1 protein-coding gene is annotated in these 21445 nt (G+C 49.0%); it reads left to right on the top strand.

All coding sequences use genetic code 11. The annotated features are described in order from the left end of the window. The first annotated feature begins 11 nt into the window (after positions 1-11). Positions 12-21281, top strand: coding sequence for a non-ribosomal peptide synthase/polyketide synthase (locus NSS94_RS25850; RefSeq protein WP_341040497.1), 21270 nt, complete (start codon positions 12-14; stop codon positions 21279-21281). The last annotated feature ends 164 nt before the right edge of the window (positions 21282-21445 follow it).

Raw genomic sequence — 21445 nt, 5'->3', positions numbered from 1 at the left:
CTCAATTCTGCATGGATAAAGGAAAGGTGAATGATTTGACACAGGTAAATATTAAAGATATCTATCCACTGTCCCCGATGCAGGAGGGAATGTTGTTTCATTCCATCCTCGACGCAAAATCAGAAGCTTACTTTGAGCAGACCGTTATTACCTTTAATGAAGTGCTGGATGTTCATCTGGTTCAGCAAAGCTTGCAGCAGCTCATGAATCGATATGACATATTCCGTACCATTTTTATGTATAAAGAAACAGAACGTCCGCTTCAAATTGTCCTGGAGGAACGTGATGCGTTGCCTGTTCATTTCGAGAATATCAGTGCTTTTCCCGCAGCTGAGAAAAGGGAGCATTTTACGGCCTTTTTAAAGGCAGAGCGCCAAGCTGGTTTCGATTTGGAAAAAGATGTTCCGATTCGGCTTGCCCTGTTTGAATGGGATGATGAGTCTTCCAGACTTGTCTGGAGTGTTCATCACATTATAATGGATGGTTGGTGCATGGGAACGGTGGCCCAGGAATTTTTTACTATGTATACTTCCCTTCGGTCTGGAGTGCCTGCGCAATTGGATACGGTATATCCGTACAGCAGTTTTATTCAGTGGCTGGAGCAACAGGACAAGGGAGAAGCGACAGCCTATTGGCAGGGGTATTTAAATGGGCTGGAAAATGAAACGATTTTACCGGGCTATAACCGTCCATTGAATCCAATCTTCGAGGCAGACCGTTACACATGCAAGCTGGGAAAAGAACTAACTCAAGGAATGGAGAGAATATCTAAACACTACCACACGACAGTCAGCACTGTATTTCAAACGGTATGGGGATTATTGCTTCAAATGTACAACAACAGCCGGGATGTTGTGTTCGGGTCTGTAGTATCCGGCAGACCAGATGAAGTTCCGGGAATTGAAAATATGGTTGGATTGTTCATTAACACAATACCAACACGCATAACCAGTTATGCGGACCAGAGTTTTTCGAATCTGCTTATATCTGTGCAGAACTCCCACATCGAGTCTGCTCAGTACTCTTATTCTTCCCTAGCAGATATTCAGAATCACACGGATTTGAAACAAAATTTAGTCCGTCATATTGTTGTTTTTGAGAACTATCCTTATTCAGAGGAGCTTATTCATGCGGAAAAAGGGCCTGATACACTTCAGGTTACCGACGTAGAGGATATTGTACAGACCAACTATGATTTTAATGTGATTGTCGTTCCTGGATCACAGTATGAAGTTACATTTAGTTACAATCGTCTGGTTTACGATGAAAATTGGATTAAGCTAATTGCAGCTCATCTTAAACGGGGACTGGAGCAGATTGTTCAACAGCCGGATCTACTGATTTCCGATTTGGAATTTCTGACGACAGAAGAGAAAAGTCAGGTTTTATCCGAATTTAGCGGAGTACAGATCTCATATCCTTCTAGTGATACCATCCATCTTTGTTTTGAAAAACAAGTAGAAAAGACACCGAAGACAACAGCAGTTGTCTGTGAGAACTCCAGTCTGACTTATGCTGGGCTGAATGAACGTGCTAACCGATTGGCTCGTACCCTGCGTAGTTACGGCACCACAACTGATCGGCTGGTTGGACTCATGACTGATCGTTCTATAGATATGGTGGTCGGCATCCTCGCTATTCTTAAAGCAGGAGGGGCATATGTACCCATTGATCCGTCATATCCAGAGGAACGTATCCGTTATATATTGGATGATTCCGGTGCAGACCTGCTTTTGACGCAAAGCCATCTTGTGGAAAAGGTCAAAGAGGCCGCCTTTGGAGGAAAAGTCCTAGTATTGGATGAAGATTCAACTGTGTATCACATGGAAGGATCAAATCTAGAGGCCGTATCAGGAGCGAATGATTTAGCCTACGTCATATATACTTCAGGTACGACAGGACAGCCTAAAGGTGTAATGCTGGAGCACCATGGATTGTGTAACCTAAAAACGTATTTTGATGAAACATTGCAGATAAGTCCGTCAGATCATGCCCTACTGTTTGCGAGCTACGCATTCGATGCTGCTTGCTGGGAAATATTTCAGGCGCTATTTTGTGGCGCGACACTTTACGTGCCTACTTCGGAAATCATACTGAACTACAACCAGTTTGAACAGTATATGGCGGATCATAAAATTACGGTGGCGGCATTACCTCCTACCTATGCCGTGTATCTAAATCCAGAACGAATGCCGGATCTGCGTATTCTGTTCACCGCTGGTTCGGCTTCCTCGATGGAGCTCGTAACCAAATGGAAGGATCAGGTCACCTATTTTAATGGCTATGGACCGACAGAAAACTCGGTAGCAACGTCCATTTGGCCAGTGTCGGAACACCCCGGAGCAATCGATACCGTTTCCATAGGACGTCCCGTGCCCAACCACCGGGTGTACATGATCGATGCTTTTGGTCATCTTTTACCTGCTGGAATAGCAGGAGAGTTATGTGTATCCGGCCCAGGATTGGCTCGCGGTTATCTGCACCGCCCGGATTTAACGGCTGAACAATTTGTGAACAATCCGTTTGCAGGCGGGGAAGCGGGCTATGAACGCATGTATCGGACAGGTGACCTGGCAAGATGGATGCCGGACGGCAACATTGAGTACCTAGGCCGGATCGACCAGCAGGTCAAAATTCGCGGTTACCGGATTGAACTGGGCGAAGTTGAGGCGGCTATGCTGAAGGCAGATCGCATGCAAGAGGTCATCGTACTGGCACATGCAAACCGCCAAAACCAACACGAGCTGGTTGCCTACTACGTGGCGGAACGCGAAGTGACGGGGAGCGAGCTTCGCAAGCAGCTGAGTGAAGAACTCCCGAATTATATGGTTCCCTCTCACTTTGTTCAGATGGAGAAAATGCCGCTCACACCCAACGGCAAAATCGACCGTAAGGCATTGCCTGCACCAGAACAGATTTCCCGTTCCACGCAGGAATATAGGGCTCCGCGGACAGCAGCGGAGCAGGCTCTGGCTAGTGTATGGGAGGCTGTGCTGGGCGGCGGACCAGTCGGACTGACGGATCAATTTTTTGATCGGGGCGGGGATTCGATCAAGGCAATTCAGGTATCCTCACGCCTGCTGCAGGCAGGGTATAAGCTGGATATTAAAGACTTGTTTAAGTACCCTGAGGTTGCCGAGCTAGCTACGCACCTGCGTGTGTCGGATACCCAATTAGCTGATCAGGAAGAGGTTAGCGGAGCTGTGCTGCTGACGCCGATTCAGCAGTGGTTTGTGGAGCAAGGACAGCCTGTGCCGGACCACTTTAATCAGGCGGTTATGCTTCACCGGGAGCAGGGATTCGAGGAAGAGCCGCTACGTCAGGCACTGACGCAGTTGGTGGTGCATCATGATGCGTTGCGGATGGTGTTCCGCAAGGCGGAGCAAGGATGGGAAGCGTGGAACCGTAGAGTGAAGGAAGGGAAGCTGTATGATCTGGAAGTGGCCGATTTCAAAGACGTGCCGATCGGTCCCACATTGGGTCAAGCTATAGAAGCCCAAGCCAGCTCTATTCAGAGTAGCATCCGACTGGATGAAGGACCTCTGCTGAAAGTGGGCCTGTTCCACTGCGCTGATGGGGACCATCTGCTACTGGCTATTCATCATATGGTGGTAGACGGCGTATCGTGGCGGATACTGTTGGAGGATTTGTCGAATGCCTATGAGCAGGCTGTACGTGGAGAAGTCATACAGCTCCCGGCCAAAACAGACTCCTTCCGGGTCTGGTCGGAGCGGTTGTCAGCCTATGCCGACAGTCCTGAGATGGAAAGTGAGTACGCATACTGGGAGCAATTGAATGAATTGGAAGTATACGAGTCTTTAAGGCTTACAGAATTGCTGGATTCTAAAAAACCATTGACCATAAATAACACAGCTACTTTGAGCTTGAAATTCACGAAAGAAGAGACTGATCAACTGCTAAAGCAGGCCCATCGCGCGTACAACACAGAAGTGAACGATCTGCTGCTGACGGCGCTCGGCATGACGTTAAGCACTTGGACTGGCAGTGAGCAGGTTGCAATTCTTCTGGAAGGCCATGGCCGTGAAGATATCATGAAGGATACGGATATTTCACGAACAGTTGGCTGGTTCACGAGCCAATATCCGGTACTGCTGCGGATTAACGGGAAAGATCATATATCCGGACACATCAAACGGATGAAGGAGATGTTGCGCAGCATTCCACATAAAGGAATTGGGTACGGCATCTGGAGGTATCTCAGCCAGAACGTAGTATCTAGAGGGGCATACGCCGAGCCACAGATTAGCTTTAATTATTTGGGCGAATTTGATCAGACGCTGCGGCACAGCGAAACGCGCATGTCACCGTACTCCAGTGGAGCAGATGTTAACGAACAGACGAGAATGCCGTGTTCCCTGGATGTGGGGGGCATTGTAACAGATGAAATGCTTGAGCTGGATATTCGTTATAACACAAAAGTATTACAGGGAGATAATGTAATAAAACTAGCCAGGGAACTCAAGCAGAACGTGCTGGAAGTGATCCGCCACTGTATATCACGGGAGCGTTCTGAATTGACGCCGAGTGATGTGCTGCTTCCGGGTCTAAGCCTGGAAGCATTGGACCGGATGGTGGAGCAGATTCAGCCTGACGGAGAGCTTGAGAATATATACCCCATGACGCCGATGCAAAAAGGCATGCTGTTCCACAATATGCTGGATTCCCGGTCCAGCGCGTATGTGGAGCAGTCCACCTTTGAACTGAAGGGAACGCTGGATCTTGCTGCATTCTCCGCCAGTCTGGACTTGCTGGTGCAACGTCACTCAGCACTGCGGACCAACTTCCGGAGCGATTTGCAGGATGAGCCCTTGCAAGTGGTGTACCGGAATAAACGCGGAGAGCTGTACGTGGAGGATATACGTGAGAAGGAGAGGGTGGCGCAGGAGCAATATATCGAGGAGTTCGCGCGTCGGGATCAGCAGAGGGGCTTTGATCTGGCCAAGGATACACTGATGCGGGTATCTATCTTGCGTACATCAGACGATTCATACCATTTTGTATGGAGCTTCCATCACATCATTATGGATGGTTGGTGTTTGTCACTGGTCACCAATGAGGTCTTTGAAGGATATACCGCCCTTACAGAAGGGAAGCCACCGCAATTACCTGTGGTAACACCATACAGCCGATACATCGAATGGCTGGAGGGGCAGAATCGTCAGGAAGCAGCGGAGTATTGGAGCGGTTACCTGCGGGGCTATGAGGAGACGGCGGTCTTGCCTCAGGCCCAAACAGGGAAGGTGAAGGGATATGAGGCCGAATATCTGGAATTTGATTTAGGTATAGATTTGACGGCGGAACTTCTGCGGCTGGCAAAGCAAGAACAGGTAACGATAAATACGCTGATGCAAACGGCCTGGGGTGTTTTGCTGCAAAAATATAACCGCACAGAGGATGTCGTTTTCGGTAGTGTGGTGTCGGGCCGTCCAACGAACATTGCGGGAGTAGAGCAAATGATCGGACTTTTCATTAATACCATCCCAGTCCGTGTTCAAGGTAAACCAACAACTGCATTTACTGAATTAATGAAGGAAACTCAGCGACAGGCGCTTTCTGCCAATGTCTATGACACGTTCCCGCTGTATGAAATTCAGGCACTGACCGAGCAGAAGCAGGATCTAATCAAGCACATTATGATATTCGAAAATTATCCGGTGGAGCAGCAGGTAGAGCAGCTGGGAAGTGATGGGCAGAATGCATTCACAATTTTAAACGCGGTGGCTACAGAGCAAACCAACTACGATCTGAACGTCGTCGTGATGCCGGGAGAAGGCATAAATATTCGTTTTATGTATAACGCATTGAGCTTTGATCAAACCGGCATTGAGCGTCTGCATGGTCATTTTGCTCGTCTGCTGGAGCAAATTTCGTTCAACCCGCATGTTCGCGTTGAAGAACTGGAATTGGTGACAACGGCGGAAAGACAACAGATTACAGGCGAGTTTAACGACACGGCTTCTGTATATCCGCGCAATCAGACGATCCAAAAGCTGTTTGAGGAGCAGGCTGCGCGTACGCCTGATCATATTGCTGTAGCTTTGGGGCATCAATCTCTAACCTATCGGGAACTGAATGAGAAGGCTAACCGCATAGCGCATACACTACAGACTGCTGGAGTGAAGGCCAATGAGCCTGTCGGCATTCTAACGGAGCGTTCGTTGGATATGATTAGCGGAACGTTGGCTATTTTGAAGGCTGGAGGCGCGTATGTGCCGATAGATCCTCAATATCCGGAGGAACGTATCCGCTATATGCTGGAGGACTCGGGAGCTAAACTGCTGCTGACTCAACAAGATTTACTGGAACGTTGCTATTTTGATGGACAGATTGTCAATCTGAATGAGAATACGTCCCACAGTCCGGATACTTCCAATTTAGGAATAGATGGATCAGGCGAACATGCTGCTTATGTCATCTATACCTCGGGATCAACAGGCAAGCCTAAGGGCGTCGTTGTTGAGCATCAAAGTGTCGTGCGCTTGGTGCGTAATACGGATTATGTGCCGTTCGATGAATCGATCCGAATGTTGCAGACTGGCGCGTTTGTATTTGATGTGTCTACGTTTGAAATTTGGGGGGCGCTACTGAACGGCGGTGAGCTTGTACTCGTGCATAAGGATGATCTTTTGGACGTAGCTAAGCTCAAGGAGACTATACGGGACCATCGCATTACTATGATGTGGCTGACTACACCGCTATTTAATCAGCTTTCGCAGCAGGACAGTAAATTGTTCGGAGATGTGAAGTATTTGCTGGTCGGAGGCGATGTGCTGTCTGCACCGCATATCAATCGGGTGCTGCGTGATAATCCGGACATGAATATCATTAACGGCTATGGACCAACGGAAAATACTACTTTTTCGACGACTTATCATATTAAGGAAGAACAGCTTGATTCTGTGCCGATCGGGCGCCCTATCCGCAACTCGACGGCGTATGTGGTCGATTCGGCGTTTAACCTGCAGCCGATTGGAGCATGGGGTGAGCTGGTTGTTGGCGGAGACGGAGTCGCACGCGGTTACCTGAACCGTCCTGATTTGACGGCTGAGAGATTCCTTGCCAATCCGTGGGTGGACGGAGATCGCCTGTACTGCACGGGAGACCTTGTTCGCTGGCGTGAAGACGGTACATTAGAATACGCTGGACGGATGGATCAACAAGTTAAAATTCGCGGCTACCGAATTGAGCTGGGCGAGGTCGAGTCGGCTATGCTGAAGGCAGATCGCATGCAAGAGGTCATCGTACTGGCACATGCAAACAGCCAAAACCAACACGAACTGGTTGCCTATTATGTGGCAGAACGGGAAGTGACGGGGAGTGAGCTTCGCAAGCTGCTGAGTGAAGAACTCCCGAATTATATGGTTCCCTCGTACTTTGTTCAGATGCAGCAAATGCCGCTCACACCCAACGGCAAAATCGACCGTAAGGCTTTGCCGGCACCGGAGCAGATTTCCCGCTCCACGCAGGAATATAGTGCTCCGCAGACAGCAGCGGAGCAGGCTCTGGCCAGTGTATGGGAGGCTGTGCTGGGCGGCGGTCCGGTCGGACTGACGGATCAATTTTTTGATCGGGGCGGGGACTCGATCAAGGCGATTCAGGTATCCTCACGCCTACTGCAGGCAGGATACAAGTTGGATATCAAAGACTTGTTTAAGTATCCTGAGGTTGCTGAGCTAGCGACGCATCTGCGTGTGTCGGATAGCCAATTAGCTGATCAGGAAGAGGTCAGCGGAGCCGTGGTGCTGACACCGATTCAGGAGTGGTTTGTGGAACAAGGGCAGCCTGTGCCGGACCACTTTAATCAGGCAGTTATGCTTCAGCGGGAGCAAGGATTCGAGGAAGAGTCGCTACGCCAGGCATTGACGCAGTTGGTGGTGCACCATGATGCGTTGCGGATGGTGTTCCGCCAGACGGATCAAGGCTGGAAAGCGTGGAACCGCGGAGTGAAGGAAGGGAAGCTGTATGATCTAGAAGTGGTCGAGTTCAAAGACGTGCCAATCGGTCCCACATTGGGTCAAGCTATAGAAGCCAGTGCCAACACTATTCAGAGTAGCATCCGACTGGATGAAGGACCTTTGCTGAAAGTGGGTCTGTTCCACTGCGCTGATGGGGACCATCTGCTACTGGCTATTCATCATATGGTGGTAGATGGCGTATCGTGGCGGGTACTGTTGGAAGATTTGTCGAATGCCTATGAGCAGGCTGTACGTGGAGAAGTCATACAGCTCCCGGCCAAAACAGACTCCTTCCGGGTGTGGTCGGAGCGGTTGTCAGCCTATGCCGACAGCCCTGAGATGGAAAGTGAGCACGCATACTGGAAGCAAGTGAACGAATCGGCGGCATACGATTCGTCCCAACTTCCAGCGTCCCAAGAGCATAGTGGTAGGTCTATGCAGCAAGACATGGGTATCGTAAATGTGAGGCTTACGAAGGAAGAGACTGATCAACTACTGAAGCAAGCCCACCGCGCGTACAACACAGAAGTGAATGATCTGTTGTTGACGGCACTCGGCAAGACGCTAAGCGCTTGGACTGGCAGTGAGCAGGTTGCGATTCTTCTCGAAGGCCATGGCCGGGAAGATATCATGAAGGATACGGATATATCACGAACGGTCGGCTGGTTTACAAGCCAATACCCAGTGCTACTGCGGATTAACCAGGAAGAAGATATCTCCGGGCACATTAAACGGATGAAGGAGATGCTGCGCAACATTCCACATAAAGGAATTGGATACGGCATCTGGAGATATCTCAGCCAGAATGGACCGTCCCGGGCAACATATGCCGAGCCACAGATCAGCTTTAATTATTTAGGCGAATTTGATCAGACATTGCAGCATAGCGGCATGCATTTTTCTCCATATTCCAGCGGAGCTAATACTCATGAACTGACCCAAATGTCCTGTATTATGGACGTGGGAGGACTCGTTACAGATGGCATGCTGGAACTAAGCATTCAATACAACAATAAGGCACTCCAACAAAATGCTGCTGAGCAACTAGCAGAGCAATTCAAGCAGAACGTGCTGGAAGTAGTTCAGCATTGTGCATCTCGGGAGCAATCCGAATTGACACCAAGTGATGTGCTGCTTTCAGACTTAAGCCTTGAAGAACTGAACCGGATGGTGGAGCAGATTCAGTCTGACGAAGAGCTTGAGAATATGTACCCCATGACGCCGATGCAAAAAGGCATGCTGTTTCACAACATGCTGGATTTCCAATCGAGCGCCTATGTGGAGCAGTCCACCTTTGAACTAAAGGGAACGCTGGATCTCACTGCATTCGCTGCCAGTCTGGACTTGCTGGTAAAGCGTCATTCAGCACTGCGGACCAACTTCCGGAGCGATTTGCAGGACCAGCCGTTGCAAGTGGTGTACCGGAATAAACGCGGAGAACTGTACGTAGAGGATATACGTGAGAAGGAGAAGACGGCGCAAGAGCAGTATATTGAGGAGTTCACGCGTCGAGATCAGCAGAGAGGCTTTGATCTGGCAAAGGATGCACTGATGCGTGTATCTATCTTGCGTACATCAGACGATTCATACCATTTTGTATGGAGTTTCCACCACATCATCATGGACGGCTGGTGCTTGTCACTGGTCACCAATGAGGTCTTTGGAGGATATACCGCTCTTACAGAGGGGAAGCCACCGCAATTGCCGGTGGTAACACCATACAGTCGATACATCGAATGGCTGGAGGGGCAGAACCGTCAGGAAGCAGCGGAGTATTGGAGCGGTTACCTGTGGGGCTATGAGGAAACGGCGGTCTTGCCGCAGGCCAAAACAGGGAAGACCCAGGGATATGAGGCCGAATATCTGGAATTTGATTTAGGTATAGACCTGACAAGGACCTTGCTGCAACTAGCAAAGCAAGAACAGGTAACGATAAATACGCTGCTGCAAACGGCCTGGGGTGTTTTATTACAAAAGTATAATCGCACAGAGGATGTTGTTTTCGGGAGCGTGGTTTCTGGACGCCCAGCGGACATTGCCGGAGTAGAGCAGATGATTGGACTATTCATTAACACGGTCCCCGTCCGTATTCAAGGCGGACAAGCAACTGCATTTACAGAGCTGATGAAGCAAACTCAGCGACAGGCGCTTGCTTCAGGAACATACGAAACGTTCCCACTCTATGAGATTCAGGCACAGGCTGAGCAAAAAGTGGAACTGATTAATCATATTATGGTATTTGAGAACTATCCGATAGATGAACAAATTGAGCAATTAGGTGAAAGGGAAGAAGCTGATTTTAAAATAACCGGAGTAGATGCAGTTGAGCAGACGAATTATGATTTTAACATCGTGGTGTTACCGGGAGAGACGCTACGGGTTCATTTCGGTTACAATGCCCAGGTATATGATTACGAAAGGGTAGAACAGATTCAGGGGCATCTGCTGCAACTGCTGGAGCAAATCAAGGTAAATCCAGCTGGCCGGATTTGCGAGCTGGATATATTAACCGCGCAAGAACGCGAGCAAATGCTGGGTGCTTGGTGTGACACGACAGCAGCATATCCACGTGAGCAGACGATTCACGGATTGTTTGAGGAGCAGGTCATGCAGACACCGGAGCAGGCAGCAGTATATTTTGAAGGAGCGCAAGTGACCTACCGTGAATTAAATGAGCGGGCGAACCGTTTGGCGCGTACTTTACGCAGCAACGGTGTGATGGCAGACGGTCTGGTCGGCCTGATGACAGAGCGATCGATTGACATGATTGTCGGCATCTTGGGTATTTTTAAGGCAGGGGGCGCCTACATTCCGGTCGATCCGACTTATCCGGAGAACCGCATCCGCTATATGCTGGACGATTCAGGCACGGAACTGCTGTTAACGCAGCAGCATTTGGTGGAAAAAGTGGAATTTAGGGGCAAGGTACTGCTGTTGGACGCAGAAATGGACGAAGCCACTGTGGATGCAAGTTCGGCTGAAGCAAAAGGGAACCCTGTGTCCGTATATCACAGGGATGGTACGAATTTGGAGGCCATATCCGGTCCTCATAACCTAGCGTATGTGATTTATACGTCCGGAACGACAGGCCAGCCTAAGGGAGTAATGCTTGAGCATCGTGGACTCTGCAATCTGCATACGTACTTCAGGGAGACGCTGCGGATCAGCGGCTCGGATCGTGTCGTATCATTTGCCAGCTATTCCTTTGATGCTTCGATCTGGGAAATGCTTCAGGCGCTCTTCAACGGGGCCACTTTATGCATTCCGACATCAGAAACCATTCTCAGCTATGACAAGTTTGAGCAGTATATGGCGGATCATCGAATTACAATTACGATATTGCCGCCGACCTATGCTGTATACTTGAATCCGGAACGAATGCCGGATCTGCGCATCCTGTTTACAGGCGGTTCGGCTGCCTCACCAGAATTGGTATCCAAATGGAAGGATCATGTGACATACTACAATGCTTACGGTCCAACGGAAAATTCCATAACAACGTCTATTTGGCTCTCACCGGAAGTTCCCGAAGCAGGAATGTGTATCTCAATCGGACGTCCTGTACCGAATCACCGTGTGTATATGGTCGATGCACATGGACAGCTTTCACCGTCAGGAATCCCTGGTGAACTGTGCGTATCCGGCCCAGGACTGGCACGCGGTTATCTGCACCGTCCGGAATTAACGGCAGACCAATTTGTGACCAATCCGTTTGCAGATGGGGAAGCGGGCTATGAACGCATGTATCGGACAGGCGACCTGGCGAGATGGATGCCGGACGGTAACATTGAGTACCTGGGACGGATCGACCAGCAGGTCAAAATTCGTGGTTACCGGATTGAGCTGGGCGAAGTTGAGGCGGCTATGCTGAAGGCAGATCGCATGCAAGAGGTCATCGTACTGGCACATGCAAATAGCCAAAACCAACATGAACTCGTTGCTTATTATGTAGCGGAACGGGAAGTGACGGGGAGCGAGCTTCGCAAGATGTTAAATGAAGAACTCCCGAATTATATGGTCCCTTCACATTTCATTCAATTGCAGAACGTACCTCTTACACCAAACGGTAAAATTGATCGTAAGGCGCTGCCGATGCCAGAAGGTCGTTTGACCGATCATGTTGCACCGCGAACATGGATGGAAATAAAATTGGCAGATATCTGGCAGGATGTACTGGGACTACCACAAATAGGCATCGACGAAAATTTCTTTGAAATTGGCGGTCATTCGCTGAGGGCAACGACACTGACTTCTAGAGTTCGCAAAGATTTAAACAAACCGATGGATCTGCAAAACATATTTGATGCACCGACGATCGAGCAATTGGCGGCCTTGCTTGAAGAACAGGATCAAATCACATATGCATCCATACCGGTGGCAGAAGAACGTGACACTTACCCGCTTTCTTTCGCACAGACACGGATGTATGTGCTTCACCAGCTGGATCCGGATGGAATAAGCTATAACACTACATCAGCACTGAGAATAATCGGTCCGATAGATGTGAAGCAGGTGGAAGAGGCATTCCATCAATTAATTTCACGTCACGTAGCCCTCCGGACAAGCTTTGAACTGGTAAATGGTGTGCCGATGCAGCGGGTTCACGAAACGATTCACTTTGAGTTGGAATATGACACAATATCAGAACTGCGGACAGAATCCAATGAACTTATGCTTGAGAATTTAGCAGAAGAACATGCCCGTTCCTTTGTTCGTCCATTTGACTTGAAGATCGCTCCGTTACTACGTGTAAAGCTGGTCAAATTGGGATTGGACGAAGAAGGACAGGAGCCGCAGCACTTATTGATGCTTGATATGCACCACATCGTTTCAGACGGGGTATCCATTGAAATATTGGCTGGTGATTTTGCCCGCTTATATAGCGGTGAAGTATTATCTCCGCTGCGTATTCAATATACAGACTATGCTGTGTGGCAGCATAGCAAAACTCAGCAGGAGCGAATAAAGAGTCAGGGAGAGTACTGGCTGAATAGATTTAGTGGCGATTTGCCTCAACTGGATTTGCCAACTGATTTTGAGCGTCCGGCAATACGATGTACGGAAGGTGACGCTGTTGAATTTGAAATGGGACAGGAATTGACTCAGTGTTTAAAAGAACTGGCGGTGCATACGGATTCTACGCTGTACATGGTACTTATGGCTGCATACACAGCATTGCTGCATTATTACACAGGGCAGGAAGACATCATTGTGGGTACTCCGATTGCAGGTAGACCACATGCTGACCTGGAGCCTATACTCGGTATGTTTGTCGGCACGCTCGCATTACGTAATCATCCTCACGCTGAACAAACGTTTTATAACTGTATTGAGGACGCCAAGACGTGTGCACTGCAAGCATATGCGCATCAGGATTATCCGTTTGAGGAGCTGGTGGAAAAGCTCGACCTGAAACGAGATATGAGCCGTAATCCGTTGTTCGACACGATGTTTGTATTGCAGAATGTGGAGAAAAAGGAAATGAAGTTGGACAAGTTGTTCTTCCGCTCTTTTGGGATAGATCAGGTTTCTGCGAAATTCGACCTGACGCTTGAAGTCAGTGAGGAGGAAGCATCTATCCAGCTCCAATTTCTGTACGCTACATCTTTGTTTAAACGGGAAACGGTAGAAAGCATGGCAAGGCATTTTGTACAGTTGGTCAAAACCGTTGTAGCCGATCCCAATGCTAAGCTGGGCGAATTGACGCTGATTTCGGAAGAAGACAAAGGGATTCTAAAAAAACATAGGGACACCCTAAAGACTTCTCGCTACTGGAGTACTCTGCTCGAAGGTTATGAAGAAGCACCTCAATTGCCATATGCCAATCTGATGGGGCGCAGTCCATATCAGACAGAGCATCTGGAGATTAATTTGGATGTTGAACGTACGGTGGCACTGCAGCGAATTGCACTGAATGAGCAGGTGACGACAAATACGCTGCTGCAGACAGCCTGGGGAATTTTATTGCAAAAGTATAACGGTACAGATGATGTGGCGTTCGCTTGCTCCATATCAAGTCCTTTGACAGATATGTTGGAACCGAGGCATTCATCTGGACTGGGTAACCACACCTTGCCAGTTCGCATTCGAACTGAAGCAGGAGCGAACTTTAGCGGGTTGATGAGAAAAGTGCAGCAGCAAACCGATGAATCTGCGGTATATGGACATTTGCCAATGTCCGAAATAGTTACAACGAAAGTGAAACAGCTGGCACTTTTTGGTCACAGAATGGTTTTTGAGACTACTTTGGAGGATGCCAATACTGAGCAAGAAAGCTACGATTTAAGCATCATAGTATTTCAGGGAGATACACTACGAATTGATTTTGCCTACAATGCCCAGGCATATGATCTTCAGAGTGTGTCGCAGATTCAAGGACATCTACTGCGGTTGCTGGATCAAATTATAGCGAATCCGGATAGTTTAATTAGGGAAATGGATCTGCTGACTAAGCAGGAGCGGGAGCACATCATCCATGTGTGGGGAAATACCGCGGCAGAGTACCAGCGTGAACAAACAATTCACGGACTGTTCGAGGAACAGGTTTTGCAGACTTCGGATCAGACAGCTGTATATTTTGAAGGCCAACAATTGACCTACCATGAATTGAACGAGCGCGCTAACCGGTTGGCCCGTACTTTACGCAGCTATGGCGTTAAAGCCGATAGTCTGGTTAGTCTGATGACAGAGCGTTCCGTAGATATGATTGTGGGCATATTAGGAATTTTGAAGGCGGGAGGAGCATATATCCCGATAGACCCAACCTATCCGGAGGAACGCATCCGCTACATGCTGGACGACTCAGGTACGGAACTGTTGTTAACGCAACAGCACTTGACGGAAAAGGTGCTGTTTGGAGGCAAGGTGTTGGTGCTTGACGGTGAACAGGACGGAGTCGCTTCCGATACAAGAAAAGCGGATGAACGCGGGGAAATGCTGTCCGTATATCATCAGAACGGTTCGAATCTGGAGGCTGTATCGGGTCCAAACGATCTGGCATATGTCATCTATACGTCCGGAACGACGGGTCAGCCTAAGGGAGTAATGCTTGAGCATCACGGTCTTAGTAATCTTAAAACCTACTTCGAGCAAAAATTGAGTATTGGCTTGTCCGATCGGGTTGTCATGTTTGCCAGTTATTCGTTTGATACATCATGCTCGGAAATAATCCAGTCTTTACTATGCGGAGCGACATTGTATATACCTTCCTCCGAGACTATTTTAAATTATGAACGTTTTGAGCAATACATGGCTGCCTGCAGAATTACAATTGCAACGCTGCCGCCAAACTATGCTGTATACCTGAACCCGGATCGCATGCCTGATTTGCGTGTTCTGCTTACAGCAGGATCGGCCTCTACCGCAGAACTGGTGTCCGAATGGAAGGATCGGGTGGTTTATTACAATGCGTATGGTCCTACCGAAAATTCCGTTGCAACGTCTCTTTGGCCGGTATCGGAAGGAAATTCTGAGTTAGGTGGAATCATATCCATTGGACGGCCAGTATCTAATCACCGCGTGTATATAGTGGATACACACGGAAATCTTTCACCTGGAGGAGTCCCTGGTGAGCTGTGTGTATCCGGTCCGGGGCTGGCACGCGGCTATCTGCACCGTCCAGAGCTGACAAAAGAAAAATTCGTAGCCAATCTGTTTGCAGCAGAGGAAGTTGGCTATGAGCGAATGTACCGTACAGGTGACTTGGCACGATGGTTGCCAGATGGGAACATTGAATATTTGGGTAGGATTGACCATCAGGTCAAAATCCGCGGGTATCGGATTGAACTCGGTGAGATTGAAGCGCAAATTATCAAGGTGGACGGTGTTAAGGAATCTATTGTCATGGCTCGTGCAGATCAGCAGGGAGACTATCATTTGGCCGCTTACTACGTAGCTGAAAAAGAAATCAGCGGCAGTATGATATTGAATTTGCTGAATGAGAAATTGCCGAACTATATGGTACCGTCGTATTTTATACAACTGCAGAACATGCCGCTGACACCGAACGGAAAAATTGATCGCAAGGCACTGCCGGCACCGGAAGACAGTCTGCAAAGCAGAGCTGATTATGTCGCACCGCGGACATGGGTGGAAGTGAAGCTGGCACAAATTTGGCAGGATGTGCTGGGTCTGGAGCAGGTCGGTGTGAAGGAAAACTTTTTTGAGATTGGCGGACACTCGCTGCGGGCGACGACGCTGGCCTCAAAAATTCACAAGGAGCTGAACAAGCTGCTCCCACTACGCAGTATTTTTGAAGCGCCAACGATTGAACAACTGGCAGTGATCATAGAAGGTCTGGATCAAGTAGCGTATGCGTCCATTCCGGTGACGGAAGAACGCAGCTTCTACCCGCTTTCCTCGGCGCAAAAACGACTGTATGTGCTGCATCAGTTCGACCCGAATGATGTGAACTACAACATGCCGTCGGTGCTGCAAATGAGCGGACCGCTGGATGTGAAACAGGTAGAAGACGCGTTCCGTCAATTAATCACCCGTCATGCGACGTTGCGTACCCGCTTTGAGCTGGTGGACAATGAGCCGATGCAATGGGTTGAGGATACGGTGTCGTTTGAGGTGGAATATACGAAGGTACAGGCAGAGCGTGCGACTACGGATACAGATCAGGACACAGCTACAGCTACGGACACGACAGTCAGCCAGGAAGCACAAGAGCTTGTGCAGCAGTTTGTCCGTCCGTTTGATCTAAAAGCTGTGCCACTGCTGCGGGTAGGCTTGGTGGACTTGGGCGTACAAGGAGTAGAGCAGGAATCTCAGCATCTGCTCATGCTCGACATGCACCATATCGTTTCGGATGGTGTGTCGATGGAGGTACTGACCGATGAATTTGTCCGGTTGTATAGCGGTGAAGAGCTATTACCATTGCGGATTCAGTACAAAGACTATGCGGTATGGCAGCAAAGCGAAGCCCATCAGGAGTGGATGCAGCGTCAGGAAGCGTACTGGCTCGACACCTTCCGGGGCGGAGTACCTGCGCTGGATCTGTCAACCGACTTTGCCCGTCCGGCAGTGCAGAGTACGGCAGGGGATACGATCGAATTCGGACTGGAGCGTGAAGTTAGCGAACGCCTGAAAGAACTGGCGGCACAAACAGGCGCAACCCTGTATATAGTGCTCCTGGCGGCATACACCACGCTCTTGCATAAATACACAGGCCAAGAAGATATCGTAGTCGGAACGCCGATTGCTGGAAGACCGCATGCGGAACTGGAGAGCCTCGTAGGTGTTTTCATCAACACGCTGGCGATCCGCAATTATCCGTCTGGCGACAAAACGTTCCTTGATTATCTGCAAGAGGTTAAAGAGCATGCGCTTAGTGCTTATGAGCATCAGGACTATCCTTTTGAAGAGCTGGTTGAAAAGCTGAATTTAACGCGGGATACGAGCCGAAATGCGTTGTTTGACACGATGTTTGAGTTGAAAACATTGGAGCAACAGGAGTTCCGTCTGGAAGGTCTGACCTTACATTCATATCCGGTGGAAAATAATACGGCCAAATTTGATCTGACTCTGGATGCAGTGGAGCAGCCGGATGGTATAGTTTGCAGTCTGGAATACAGCACGGCGCTGTACAAGCCTGAGACCATCACGCGCTTGGCACAGCATTTTACCGAACTTGTACGTGCAATTACCCTTCATCCGCAGCAGCCACTGGCAGCTTTGGAGATGGTACCTGCCGAGGAAAAAGCACAAATCATCCATGGATTTGGAAATGTGGGGGTATCGGATGTTGCTGTAGTTGAAGTAGAAGCCTTCTTCCATACCTTTGTGGAAGAACAGGCACAGCTTGTGCCGGATCACGTGGCGGTGGTGTACGAGGAGCAGCAGCTTACGTACCGGAAACTGAACGAGCGTGCGAACCAATTGGCGCGTAGATTGCGGAATGAAGGCATTGGACGCGAGTCGATTGTCGGCATTTTAAGTGAACGTTCGGTGGACATGCTGGTCGGCGTTTTGGCGGTGTGGAAAGCTGGAGGCGCATATGTGCCGCTGGATGCAGACTATCCATCAGAACGTATTCATTTCATGCTGGAGGACAGCGGTGCGACGGTACTGTTGACCCAGACGGGCTTGCAGGACCGTGCGCAGGCATGGCTGGAGGAAAGCCGACAGGCCTTGGCCGGAGGGCAATCTGAAGCCGAGTTAGAAACAGCGGCTGGCGCTGAAACGATGGAATCAGGTACTCTCCATGGAACCCTGAATGGAACAGCAACTTCGTCACCTGATAGCGAAGTAGCATCCGAACTGGCAACGAGACTACGTCTGCAGACTATGCTGGCGTTGGATGATGAGTCGCTGTACATCGGAGATACCACAGACGTCGATCACATCAACGAACCACACGATCTGGCGTATATGATCTACACGTCCGGTACAACGGGACGTCCAAAAGGGGTCGTGATTGAGCATCGCAGCTTAGTGAATACGGCTGCGGCGTATCGCCGAGATTACCGTCTGAGCGAGTTCCCGGTACGACTGCTGCAGCTGGCGAGCTTCTCGTTCGACGTATTCGTCGGAGATATCGCGCGGACGCTCTATAACGGGGGAACGATGGTCATTTGTCCGAAAGACGACCGGATTGATTTTAGCCGTTTGTATGGCTGGATTCGCGATTACCAGATTACCGTATTCGAATCGACCCCGGCCCTGATCGTACCGTTTATGCAACATGTGCATGAACAGGGACTGGACATGAGCAGTCTGGAATTGCTGATCACCAGCTCGGATAGCTGTAGCGTGACAGATTACCGGGTGCTGCAAGAATGGTTTGGCGCGGATATCCGCATTATGAACAGCTATGGTGTCACAGAAGCGGCAATCGACTCTAGCTTCTACGACGAAGAGCTGTCGAAGCTACCAAGCAGCGGCAATGTGCCGATTGGTCAGGCGTGGCTGAACGCACGTTTCTATATCGTGGACAGCCAGCTGAATCCGGTGCCGATCGGCGTACTGGGTGAGCTGTGCATTGGCGGAGCCGGGGTGGCACGAGGCTACCTGAATCGTGCAGACCTGACAGCCGAGAAATTCGTAGCGAACCCATATGTACCGGGTGAACGATTGTACCGCACAGGCGATTTGGCGCGGTGGATGCCGGATGGCAATGTGGACTTTATCGGCCGGATGGATGATCAGGTCAAAATCCGGGGCTTCCGGATTGAATTGGGCGAGGTGGAAGCACAGCTGCTGACCGTGGACGGCATTCAGAAAGCCATCGTCACCGCCTGGGAAGACGAAGACGGAGACAAGGATTTGTGTGCGTATGTCGTAGCCTCGGAGGCGCTGAATTTGCCAGAGCTGCGCAACCTGTTGCAGCCCAAGCTGCCGGGTTATATGATCCCGACTTATGTCGTACAACTGGATCATTTCCCGCTGACACCAAACGGGAAAATTGACCGCAAAGCGTTGCCTGCGCCGGATGGAGACATTCAAACAGGTGTTGAATATGCAGCCCCGCGAACCGACATGGAACGACATATGGTAGATATTTGGAAGCAGAATTTGGGTGTCAGTATTGTTGGCATTGATGATAACTATTTTAATTTAGGCGGACACTCCCTAAAAGCCATTCAATTGGTTTCACAGGCTAAGGCTGTTGGCATTGAAATAGGAATTAATCAGGTGTTTCAATATCAGACTATTCGCCAAATGTCAGAGTATATGCGAGCAGACACTTCGATGCCGGATATACTAACACGTGATATTGCCGAGGCAATAGACATCATCGAAAAGGCTTATGACGTATATGCTCATTTCCAATCAACAACCGTTGAAGGACGAGATCAATTAACTTTGCACATAGATCCTTTCGATTCTGTACAAGCAGAGGCCCTGAAAAAAGTCATTTTGTCACGCCTTCATCCTGACCTTCATCCACATCATTTGCTTCCTTTTGAAGAAGCTGTCCAAGTACTTGGCTGTGAAAAGCTGTACACAGATACGATGGTAGACGATGAAGCAGTGAAGCTGCATGCTGAGGAATGGCTGGAACATCTGCTGCGGATGAATGACCAATGGAACAGCACTATGCTAGCAGGAGAGCCTTTACAACGCTATGCGCTTGCTCCCGCTCAACATTATCATTTGGAGCATCCGCAACCCTCAGGAGGTGTCGTTCCTTTTGATAGTTACCTGCTGGATGTAGAACGGTTATCTGCAGTCATGCAACGCCTGATAGAGCGCCATGAACTCTTTAGAAGTGTGTTGGTCCAAACGGATATCGGATGTGAATGGGAAACGTTGTCCATGAAGGAGCGCATGGACATTCCAATGATAGATTTATCGAACTACGATGCAGAGATGCAAAATCGTATACTCTCACATATATTGCCTGCATTCTTTATGAACCCTTATGAAACAACCGGAGACTTGTTATATCGTATTGCGCTTGTTCGCCTCAATTTACGGGATCATTTGCTGCTGCTCCCTTGTTCACATCTCATCTATGATAACATGAGCGGAGAGGTCGTTAAGAGTGAGCTGTACCGTGCATTTGATAACATAAGCAATGTAAAAGGGCAGCTAGCAGGAAGCTACCGTGATTATGTGAGTCAGGTCCGCAAAGGACCTCAGGGCATGGGCGATCAAGAGATTGTCGACAAATTTCGCTTGTCCGCATTCGCTACTGCTTCGGATGCTATATTCCTCGCAGTCGATGGGCGCAGCTACACAACGGGCACAGATGTGACAGTTGAACTTGCGAATTGGAATGATTCCGACGCGGTCGAATACATGTGGGACTTGGCTATACGACTGGCCAATCGCTTTTTCCGCAGATATTTGCAAGTGAACGAAGTTCCTGTTCTTCTCGTCAATTATGGCCGGGCATATGAGGACAAGCAATATTTTGATATTATAGGTGAATTTATTGACCAAATTCCAGTACTGCTTACAGATGCGGATGAACAGGGGGATGAGATCAGGAAAACTATACAGTTGGCCGTGTCCCATAATCTGAATTTTTTAAATCTCATATACAATGGCGAAATGACATCGTTGTATCCGCAGTCCAATCGGTATCTAAAGCATAGCCTGAATAAACTGCCTATTGTCTTCAATTACCTTGGCGAAGCGTCGGAAACATATCAACTGTTTAAAAATGTGCTGCCAGAAGAGAGGGACTTTCATCGGGATTCGATCATTTTCTTCACTGTTCAGCATCTAGAGAACGTACTGCAAATATCACTTGAACTTCCTTTTGAAGAAAATCCAGAAACCGTTAAAGCGATGTTGGAAACTGAGCTAGCGAACTTACTAGTAACAGACGGAAGTGGAATAATGTTCACCTGATTCTCACTGTAGGCATTAAAAACAAGCTCCGAGTTCAAAATAGGGAAACTGCCCCGAAGCTTTCAAATGGCTTTGGGGCAATCTAAACAAACCACAAAAGCCGCAAGTCTCCAATAACCCAGGAGATTTACGGCTTTTGTGGTTTGAATTATGAACTTGGTGAA

This window comes from Paenibacillus sp. FSL L8-0644, assembly GCF_038008165.1.
GTDB lineage: Bacteria > Bacillota > Bacilli > Paenibacillales > Paenibacillaceae > Paenibacillus > Paenibacillus polymyxa_D.
Note: the sequence above shows the minus strand (reverse complement) of the source record. Positions and strands in the feature narration are given on the sequence as shown.

What these genes read in the sequence shown, in the direction of transcription:
- NSS94_RS25850 (WP_341040497.1), top strand. Translation starts at nt 12, where the DNA reads ATGGATAAAGGAAAGGTGAATGATTTGACACAGGTAAATATTAAAGAT.